The sequence below is a fragment of the Streptomyces sp. NPDC088246 genome (assembly GCF_044741025.1).
GTDB lineage: Bacteria > Actinomycetota > Actinomycetes > Streptomycetales > Streptomycetaceae > Streptomyces.
Genome location: NZ_JBIURV010000034.1, coordinates 60,838 through 69,789 on the forward strand (window position 1 = coordinate 60,838; position 8,952 = coordinate 69,789).

7 protein-coding genes and 4 pseudogenes are annotated in these 8,952 nt (G+C 69.9%); 8 read left to right on the top strand and 3 right to left on the bottom strand.

Annotated elements, in window-relative coordinates:
• Positions 1-5: 5 nt before the first annotated feature.
• The 6 genes from ACIPEK_RS34515 (at position 6) to ACIPEK_RS34540 (ending at position 5,605) form a co-directional block, all read left to right on the top strand.
• A complete protein-coding gene (locus ACIPEK_RS34515; RefSeq protein WP_402004394.1) occupies positions 6-368 on the top strand; it encodes a hypothetical protein in 363 nt (120 codons plus the stop codon).
• Positions 356-1,978, top strand: coding sequence for a hypothetical protein (locus ACIPEK_RS34520; RefSeq protein WP_402004397.1), 1,623 nt, complete (start codon positions 356-358; stop codon positions 1,976-1,978). The genes ACIPEK_RS34515 and ACIPEK_RS34520 overlap by 13 nt, the downstream gene beginning before the upstream one ends.
• Complete coding sequence (locus ACIPEK_RS34525) at positions 1,975-2,394, top strand: hypothetical protein (RefSeq protein ID WP_402004400.1); 420 nt, start codon at positions 1,975-1,977, stop codon at positions 2,392-2,394. Before ACIPEK_RS34520 ends, ACIPEK_RS34525 begins: the two co-directional genes overlap by 4 nt.
• Positions 2,391-2,804 carry a hypothetical protein gene (locus tag ACIPEK_RS34530; RefSeq protein WP_402004403.1) on the top strand — a complete coding sequence of 138 codons (414 nt, stop codon included), beginning with the start codon at positions 2,391-2,393 and terminating at the stop codon, positions 2,802-2,804. Before ACIPEK_RS34525 ends, ACIPEK_RS34530 begins: the two co-directional genes overlap by 4 nt.
• Positions 2,801-4,021 carry an acyl-CoA dehydrogenase family protein gene (locus tag ACIPEK_RS34535; protein ID WP_402004406.1) on the top strand — a complete coding sequence of 407 codons (1,221 nt, stop codon included), beginning with the start codon at positions 2,801-2,803 and terminating at the stop codon, positions 4,019-4,021. The genes ACIPEK_RS34530 and ACIPEK_RS34535 overlap by 4 nt, the downstream gene beginning before the upstream one ends.
• 981 nt (positions 4,022-5,002) lie before the next feature.
• Complete coding sequence (locus ACIPEK_RS34540; protein WP_402004409.1) at positions 5,003-5,605, top strand: DUF6529 family protein; 603 nt, start codon at positions 5,003-5,005, stop codon at positions 5,603-5,605.
• Between the two features lie 91 nt (positions 5,606-5,696).
• Here the strand turns inward: ACIPEK_RS34540 and ACIPEK_RS34545 are convergent.
• Together ACIPEK_RS34545 and ACIPEK_RS34550 are read right to left on the bottom strand one after the other, a co-directional pair.
• Positions 5,697-5,852, bottom strand: a pseudogene (locus tag ACIPEK_RS34545) (IS5/IS1182 family transposase); the annotation flags it as partial.
• Positions 5,853-5,950: 98 nt separating this feature from the next.
• Positions 5,951-6,127 (bottom strand): hypothetical protein, encoded by a 177-nt coding sequence (locus tag ACIPEK_RS34550; RefSeq protein ID WP_402004411.1) that lies wholly within the window; start codon positions 6,125-6,127, stop codon positions 5,951-5,953.
• On the opposite strand from ACIPEK_RS34550, the pseudogene ACIPEK_RS34555 reads away from it, so the two are divergent.
• Positions 6,088-6,375: pseudogene (locus tag ACIPEK_RS34555) on the top strand (MarR family transcriptional regulator); the annotation flags it as partial. The gene ACIPEK_RS34550 and the pseudogene ACIPEK_RS34555 overlap by 40 nt on opposite strands.
• Before the next feature lie 531 nt (positions 6,376-6,906).
• Positions 6,907-8,411 (top strand): annotated as a pseudogene (locus ACIPEK_RS34560) (ISL3 family transposase).
• 45 nt (positions 8,412-8,456) lie between these two features.
• Here the strand turns inward: ACIPEK_RS34560 and ACIPEK_RS34565 are convergent.
• Positions 8,457-8,952, bottom strand: a pseudogene (locus ACIPEK_RS34565) (MmgE/PrpD family protein); the annotation flags it as partial.

The following is an 8,952-nucleotide window of genomic DNA, read 5'->3' on the forward strand; positions in this document are numbered from 1 at the left end:
TCGCGGTGATCGGCAGCATCCCGCAGGTGTTGGTGGACGCTCTGGGCGAGGCGTTCGACCGCGGTGATCGGCCCACGCCTGATGACGCCAACCGGCTGCCGTCGCTGGACGACATCGTCGAACGCCGTACCCGCGCCGCCAGGTCGGGAGCGCCGCCGACCAAGGGGGACGCCGCGGACACCGCTGCCGCACGGGCCCACTTCCGCGACAACCTGCGCTTCCACGGACCGCCGACCGCCGGCTACGCGGATGTCCTGCGCCTGCGGCTGGGCATCGACTCCGACCGTCCCATCGTGTGCGCCCCGACTGTCACTCGGTTCGTCCTGCCGCGGGCCCCTCTGGAGGAGTACGTCCAATGGAGCGGCTGACGAGCGGATGCGATGCCGCCGTCACGCGGCGGGCTCACATAGTCGCAGTCATCGCCCAACCTGAGGATCTCACCACGCCTCGCCTGCGCGGCCTCGCGGGGGTGGCCGACGCGCTGGAGGTGCGTGCCGACCTGGTCGGCGACCCCGATCCGCACCGGCTGCGCCGACACTTCACCGGGCCACTGACCTACAGCCTGCGCTCCCCGCGCCACGGCGGTCGCTCGGCTGCCGGCCCGGTCGAACGCCGCACCCGGCTCCTCCGCGCGGCGGACCACTATGACGTGGTCGATCTGGAGGCCGTGGACGACCTGGTCCCGGAACTGCTGGCGGGCATCCCCGCCCGGCAGCGGCGCGTCTCCTGGCACCAGCCCGAACCCGCACGCCCCGAGCAGAGCGCCGACCGCGGGGCCGGCGTGCTGGAGGGATCCGCGGAATTGCGGGAGCGGTTCGCCGCGATGGCCAGCACACCTGCGCTGCTGTACCTCCTTGTGCCGCAGTCGGGAACTCAGTACGGGTCGGCCTCGCCGCTGCTGCTCACCGGGCTCGGGCGCTCCGACGTGACGGCGTTCGCGTCCGGTCCGGCCGGCACCTGGACCCGGGTGCTGGCGCCGTGGCTGGGCGCGCCCCTCGCCTTCGGCCGGGCCGGTGCCCCGGGGGCGGACGGAATGCCGAGCGTGGGCCAACTCCTGACTGACTACGGACTGCCCGCTCTGCCACCGCTCAGCGCTCTGTTCGGCATTGCCGGCCATGCCCCGGGACGCTCGCTGTCACCCCGGCTGCACAATGCGGCGTTGCGGGAGCTGCGGCTGCCCGCGCTCTACCTGCCCTTCCAGGTGGACACGTTCCCCCGCTTCTGGCACTGGGCCAACGGCTTCGGGGCGCTGGCCCGGCTGCCGCTACGCGGGCTGACCGTGACCGCTCCCCACAAGCGGAGCGCGGTCGAAGTGGCCGACATCGTCGGCCCGCAGGCGCTGCGGTGCGGCGCGGCCAACGTTCTGTGGCTCGACGCCGGGCGCTGGCGGGCGGCCACCACCGACACCGCCGCTGTCCTGCGCATCCTTGCCCGGGCCGGGGTCGATCCCAGCGGCCGCAGGGCCGCCGTCATCGGTTGCGGCAGCACCGGGCAGGCCGTCGCGCTGGCCCTGCTCCAGGCCGGAGCCCGGGTGACCCTGGTCAACCGGGGGCATGCGCGCGGCCGGGAAGCCTCCTCGCGCCTCGGGGCTCCCTACGTACCACTCTCCCGGTTCTCCCCGGCAGGACACGCTGTGCTCGTCCACGCCACGCCCCTGGCGGAGAGGCAACCGTTTCCGGTTGCCGCCATCGACCCGGACGCGGCGGTGTTGGAAATGGTCTACCGCGATCCTCCGACCGCGCTCATGAGCGCCACCCGCGCCCGCGGACTGATCGGCATCGACGGCTGGGACGTCCTGCGCGTCGAAGTGAGTGAACAATTCCAGCTGTTGACAGGCCATCCGTTCCCAGGGGCGCTGCCACTGCGCTCCCTCTGCTTCAGCCAGGTCGAGTGCGCCGACGTCCACGACCTCACCGAGCCGGGGGAATCGCCCCCGGTGCAGTCCCCGATGCAACCCACGAGCGGAGCGGCGCCATGACGACCCGTTCGGCCTCCCCCGCCGGACCGGCCGCACCGCGGCCGCCGGACACCCCCGACGTCTCGACGTTGCTGGGCGACTGGGTCAACACCGACCAGGGCAGTTCGAAGGGCGCCCTACGGCTGAAGGTGACGTGGCACGAGAGGGGCCTGTTCGTCAGGGCTTTCGGCACCGGCAGCCCGCAGCCGCGCGACTGGGGTGAGGTGTCGGCGGTCGTGTACACCGCGCCAGGAACCCCATCGGCCGCCTGGTCGTTCTCGGCGATCTACCACTTCGGCTCGCTGCGCACTGTCCTGTGCGCCTACCACAAGACGGGCATCCTGGTGGCCACCACGAGCAGTATCTTCACCGATGGCGGCGAGGGCGCCGACCACTGGGCCCGCTCGTTCTTCCACAGGGCGGAGGGGCGGACATGACGGCACGGACGGTCGATCCGGCGCCGCTGGCCGGTGGCTGGGTCAACTTCGACACCACCGCCACAGGTATCCACCTGGTCGATGCCGCGGTCGACGGCAGCCGGCTCATGCTGCGGATCACCGAGCGCGGCGACCCGGACCCGTCACAAGAGACGCTCGTACCGACCGCAACGCCCGTCACCGGCGCCACGCTGCCCGCCGTCCCGCTGGCCGATGACATGGACGCCCCCGAGGCCTTGGCCTTCCTCGCCGAAGGTCTGCTCGGCTCCCGCCAGGTCATCCTCTGCGGCTACCTCAACCGCGGCCTGCTGACCATCGATGTCCATACCGTCCATACCGTCGATCCGCAGAAACCGAACGTGATGTACCGCGCCCACTTCTACCGTTCGGAAGGGGCCGTCCTCCTATGACCGACGACCTGGGCCACGGTCCGGCCCGCGATCCGGTGGCCGGGGGCGACCGGATCGTTCTCGACGCCGTGGCGAAGCTGGCCGCGGACAACTTCGCCCCCCGCGCCGAGGGGTACGACCGCAGGGCCGCCTTCCCCGCCGAGGACTTCGACGATCTGTTCTCCGGCGGGTTCCTGGCCGCCCCTGTACCGCGGGAGCACGGCGGCCTGGGCTACGGCCCCCAGCAGCGCAACACCCTGCCCCTGTGGGAGATGACCACCACGCTGGCCAAGGCCGATCTGTCGCTGGCCCGCTGCTGGGAGGGGCACGCCAACGCGCTCGTCCTCATCGACGCCCTGGCCGGCCCGGAGCAGAAGCGACACTGGTTCACCGGTGTGGTCGAACACGGAGAGAAATGGGCCGCCTGGAGCGGCGAACCCCAGGCCCCCAAGCCGGGCGAGAGCGGCCGCTTCGGCACCATGCTGACACCCGTCCGCAGCGGCTGGACCCTCCGCGGCAGCAAGGCGTTCGCCACCAGCGCCACCGGAGCCCAGTGGGCGATCCTGCTCGTCGATCCGGCCGGCCCCGGCGGAGCCCGGCACAGCCGAGAGGCCCACGGAAAACTCCTGCTGCTCGCCTGTGACCTGTCCGACCCGACTGTGACTGTGGACAGTTCGTGGTGGGACCCGATCGGCATGCGCGCGACGGTCAGCCATGTGGTGCGGTTCCACGACACCTTCGTACCGCGCGAGCATCTCATCGGCAGCCCCGGCGGCTACTTCGAAGGGCACTGGCAGACCGCTTTCATCCCGCACTACGCTGCCAGCTTCCTCGGCGCCGCTCTGGCCGCGAACGAATACGGGCTCGGGTATCTGATACGGCAGGGCAAGGGCGGTGATCCCCATGTGCAGCAGCGGGTGGGCAGCATGGCGGTCAACATCGACACCGCCCGCCTCTGGTTGCGCCACGTCGCCGGTCTGTGGGACGAAGGCAGGGTCGAGGAGGCACGGATCGCCGGCAGCAGGGCCTGGCATGTGATCGAGCATTTGGCGGAAGAGACAGTGCACCACGTCATCCGCGCGTGCGGTGCCCGCAGCCTGATCCGCCCGAGTCCCGTGGAGCGGATCCTGCGCGACCTGACCTTCTACGAGCTCCATGACAACGACGACCACGTCCTGGCGACCATCGGGCAGGCCGTACTCGGCGAGCAGCACGACCCGTCGTTCCACAGACCATGACTCCGAACCCTCAAGCCGGGTAAGGGAACATGTCATCGCAGGGAATCCATCGGCGACGATGCATGAACATGCGAGACCAGCGGCCTACGATTGCTTGCAGCCGTCGCGGCGGCTGAGGCCAGGTCGGCGCGCGGGGCACGTATGGCTCGCGACGGCCTGCGCGCCAGTCACCAGGCTGCGGGCGACGAGCATGACCGCGTCGGCAGGGGCGTCCGGCGGCGCACCTGAAGGTGCACGATCGTCCGCGCCGGGGCCCGCTTCGAACGCGGCTGCCTCCCCCACCTTGCGTCAGAACTGGGCACGTCCCAGTTTCCAGGTGACGACACATAAAAAAATGTTACTTGCCGCAGAGATCCGCCTGGTCGCCATATGACGAGACCTCACTTCAATTCACGTTTGCCCAGCCTTGATAACTGCGCATCGCCACGCGGGAGGGCCACCTCCGCTGCGGACTCCAGCCCGCACAACGTGCTCCGATCGCCGTCGTGCACCTGCGAAAGGCCGCACTTCGGCGATGTCCGCCCGCTCGCCCTCGTCGTCCCGGCCGGTACCGTAGGCGGTCCGAGGACCCGGGCACCTGTGGCTCTACGAACACGGTCCCTCCTTCACCTGGGTCGGCATGTCGCTCTCATCGGCCGTCCGGCCCAACCGCTCTCCTTGATTCGCGTACCTGCTGGCGCGCCGACTGGACCCGGACGGGATTCTTCGGACGTACTGGCGAGATCGGCCCGCAACGCCTGGAGAACCTGTTGAGAAACCCTCGCCTCGCGACCGCCTCGGTCGCCGCTGACGCCATGCGTGCCACGGTGCACAACGGTTGCTCCGGCGGCAGAAGGACGACGATCGGCATGATCCCGCAGCCCGCACCGGCGGCGGTCGCATCCGCCCGCACCGATCCTCGCTGTGCCCCCGGGCCGTCGGCCCGCACCACCGGCACTCCCAGCGCCGCGCTCGGCACCACGCGGTGTGCCGTCCGGCTCCATGGCGGCAAAATCGAAAGCGGGGGCGGCTGATCACATGGACGGCCTCGCTCCCCCTGCCGACCACCGACGGCTCTACGGCGTCCTGTGGATGCTCCTGCCCGTGGCGGTCGCGGTCGGCCTCTACTGGTACGGCCGGGTACACACCCCCGCCTACGAGAGCAGCCTCTTCGGGCAGCGCGGCGACGACGCCAGACTACTCAAAGCCCAACTCGGCTCCGCACTGCTGGGCCTGGCGTTGATTCAGCTCCTTCTCGCCCTCTGGATGTACGGCCGCCTGCCCGCACTGCGAACCGCACCGCACCGGGTCAGCACCACGCACCGCCTCATCGGCCTGACCGCCTTCCTCCTCTCCCTCCCCATCGCTCAGCACTGCATCACCGCCTACGGCGTCCAGCTGACCGACACCCGCCTGGCGCTGCACTCGCTCACCGGCTGCTTCCTCTACGGGGCCTTCGTCGCCAAGGTCATCGTGGTCCGCCACCGCCACTGGCCCAGCTGGGCACTCCCTCTGGCTGGAGGCACCCTCGTCACCGCGATCGCCCTGGTCTGGTACGCCGCCGCCTTCTGGTACCTGAACGGCCTCCAGGCACCCGGCCTGTGAGCAGAGCGCGAGACGTCTCTCCCGACGGCCGGCGACGGCCCCGGCCGGACCGACAACACCGCGGTGAGCGACACGCTGCTCAGTGACACCCGGTCGCATCGTGCACCCGTCCAGGCCGCAGGGCATCAGTCCATAACATGCGGCCCTCGCGGTCGGCGATCACGGTGGCCTTCATGATGTTCTGCCGCTTCTTGCCGGAGATGAACGCACGCCGTCCGGCGCAGCCGGCTGCGGGCCGGCGGACCTGTCGCGCTCCTGCCCGAGATCCGGACGCCACTCGGGCGAAGAGGCGTGGCCGGCCGCCGGGGGGACGGCGGTCCCCCGGTCGGCGTCGTGATGGCCGCATCAGGAACCGCTGAACTGGTCTCCTTCGTGGTTGCGCGCAGAGCCCGGCCGTGTCGCGTCCGTCGCCGTGACCGCCGTGAACGGCAGCACGAGCCGCGAGAGGTGGGCGGCGTCGCGATAGATCTTGTGGGTGACGGGGCGGCCCACCGGCAGGTGGAAGGCATCCGCTGTCGCCACTTGCGGACGGGCAGAACGAGATCGCCCGGGTCGTCGACCAGTTGCTCCACCGTGGCTGGCTCCAAATCGACGCCGGGCAGCGCCTGCACCTCACTGACGCCGGGAAGGCTGCCAGGGTGAGGCTGCGCGAGCTGGTGACCGAACTGCGCACCGTGGTCCACAACGGCATCAGCGACGAGGAATATATAGCCGCGCTCAAGGTGCTGCGCAGGATGATCGCCAACGTCGAGGGCGACGAGCACTCCTAGCGTCGCGCTCTGGCCGCGGCTGTCGTCCAGCAGGTGATCCCGTCAGCAGAAAGTGCCTCTGACCAGCGAGAATGCGGATTATCGAGGTCCAGGCTCCACGCCCTCCCGAACCCCGGCTGACCAGCCACTTCGACTGCCCCGACAACCCGCACCACCGAACCGGTGAAGTGGAACCCGGCGCCCACCCGAGGCGAGAGCCGGGCCCTCAGCATCCCCCAGCCCCGAAAAGACCCCCACCACACAGACACAAAGTCCCCGTCAGCAAACTGGCGGGGACTCATGAACGATTGAGGCTAACGCACTTGCCAGTGCCTTGTAGGGGGCTTCACCGCCACCTAAGCCCCGACTCAAAGAGTTCAGCCGACCTGTCCGATCTACCCCACCCATTCAGTCCCTCTCACTGGTCATCGATGCTTCTTCCTTGATCGGGAGTTACACCGAACGATCGGCTCTGTTCCGTAGTCGGTGGTGACGGCAGGTAACTGGCGTCGTTGACGTTGTACGCGAGATGCCAACTCCCTTGTGGCAACGATGTTTTCAGCGCTACCGGCACTGGTCATCGATGATGTGGCGGACGACGGCGAGGTGATCCGGGTCTTGGCCCGGACCAGGGATGTTCCCTTTCCCTGCCCGATGTGCGGGGTGCCGACGGGGAAGGTGCACGGATACCACGTCCGGACGGTTGCGGATGTGCCGGTCGATGGCCGCCGGGTCGTGGTCAACGTCCGGGTACGACGTCTGGTCTGCCCGATCCTGGGCTGCCGGCGGCAGACCTTCCGCGAGCAGGTCCCTGGGCTGATCGAGCGCCTTCAGCGCCGCACCACGCGTCTGACCAGCCAGGTCTCGGGGGTGGTCAAGGAGTTATGCGGCCGGGCGGCCGCCCGGCTCACCCGGATACCGGCCGTGCCCGTCTCGTTCGCCACCGCCCTGCGGGTGCTGCGGGGAATCCCCCCGCCGGCGGTGCGGATCCCACGGGTGATCGGGGTCGATGACTTCGCCCTGCGCCGCCGTCACCGCTACGCCACGATCATCATCGACGCCGAAACAGGCGAGCGCATCGATGTCCTGCCCGACCGCGAAGCCGCCACATCGGAGGCATGGCTGCGAGGGAAGAAAGGGATCGAAGTCGTGTGCCGGGACGGCTCGGCCGCCTACGCCGAGGCGATCCGCCGGGCCCTGCCTGACGCGGTGCAGGTCAGCGACCGCTGGCATCTGTGGCGGAACCTGTGCGACAAAGCCCTGGCCGAGGTCCGCGCCCACGCTCCCTGCTGGGCCGCCGTCACCCCGCCCCGGCCCGGCGGCGTCCGCGAGCAGACCACGCGCGAGCGCCGGCACAAAGTCCACGCCCTCCTCGACTCCGGCGTCGGCCTGCTCGACTGCTCCCGCAGACTGAACCTCGCCCTGAACACCGTCAAGCGCTACGCCCGCATCCCCGAACCGCCCGCGGATCGCATCGCCCCCCGCTACCGGCCCACCCTGGTCGACCCCTACCGCGACCACCTGTGCCGGCGCCGGTCCGACAACCCGGCTGTTCCCGTCACGCACCTCCTGCACGAGATCAGGGAACTGGGCTATACCGGCAGCGCCAACCTGCTGGTCCGCTACCTCAATCAGGGCCGCGCCGAAGGCGGCCGCCCTGTGACGACCCCCCGCCGCCTCGCCCGGCTCCTGCTCACCCACCCCGAGCACCGGTGGACCAGAGACACCGACCTGCTCGGCCTCCTCACCGCAGCGTGCCCGGAGATGACCGCACTCGCCCGGCTCACCGGCGAGTTCGCCGCGCTCCTGGCCCCGGCCCAGGCCAACGACGACAAGCTCACCCAGTGATCGCCACGGTCCGCACCGCCGGCCTGCCCCACCTGCACAGCTTCTGCAACGGCCTCGAACTCGACCGCGCCGCCGTGAACGCCGGCCTCACCCTGCCCCACCACAGCGGCCGGACAGAAGGCGCCAATACCCGAACCAAGAAGATCATGCGGCAGATGCACGGCCGAGCAGGATTCGACCTCCTCCGTCACCGCATCCTCCTGCAATAAGGAGTACGCACCGTCACCACCGACTACGGAACAGAGCCGAACGATTTACAGTCCCATCTCATCCAGAGCGGGCCGCACGGCGGGGGTGAGCAGGGCGGTCAGCTGGGAGATGTCGTCGAGGGCTTCGAGGCCGAGGACTGCGCTCTCGATGGCGGCCTGGCGGCCCGGGGAGACCACGGAGCGAGTCAGGCTGCGGTATTTGTCGACGATCTCCGCGTTGGTCAGGAGGCGGTCGCCGGTGCCGCGGGGGTGCCGGACGACCGCTTCGCACACCCGACCGTCTTTCAGGGTCAGACGCAACCGTGTAGTGAGCCTTTCATCGACCGGGAGCCGGTCGTACGCCTGTTCGTGGCGTGTTTCCGTGCGGTCGATCAGGTTCCACACGTCGTCGCGGTTGATCCGCTCCTCGGCGAACTGGTCGATGAGCACGTCCCCGTCGATGAGCGCCACCGCCACCGTGTAGGCCACGTTCATCTGGGCGCCAATCGGCTCGAGCGGCCGGACCGCCCGCCATCCTCCGTGTCCATAGGCGGCTTCCGGC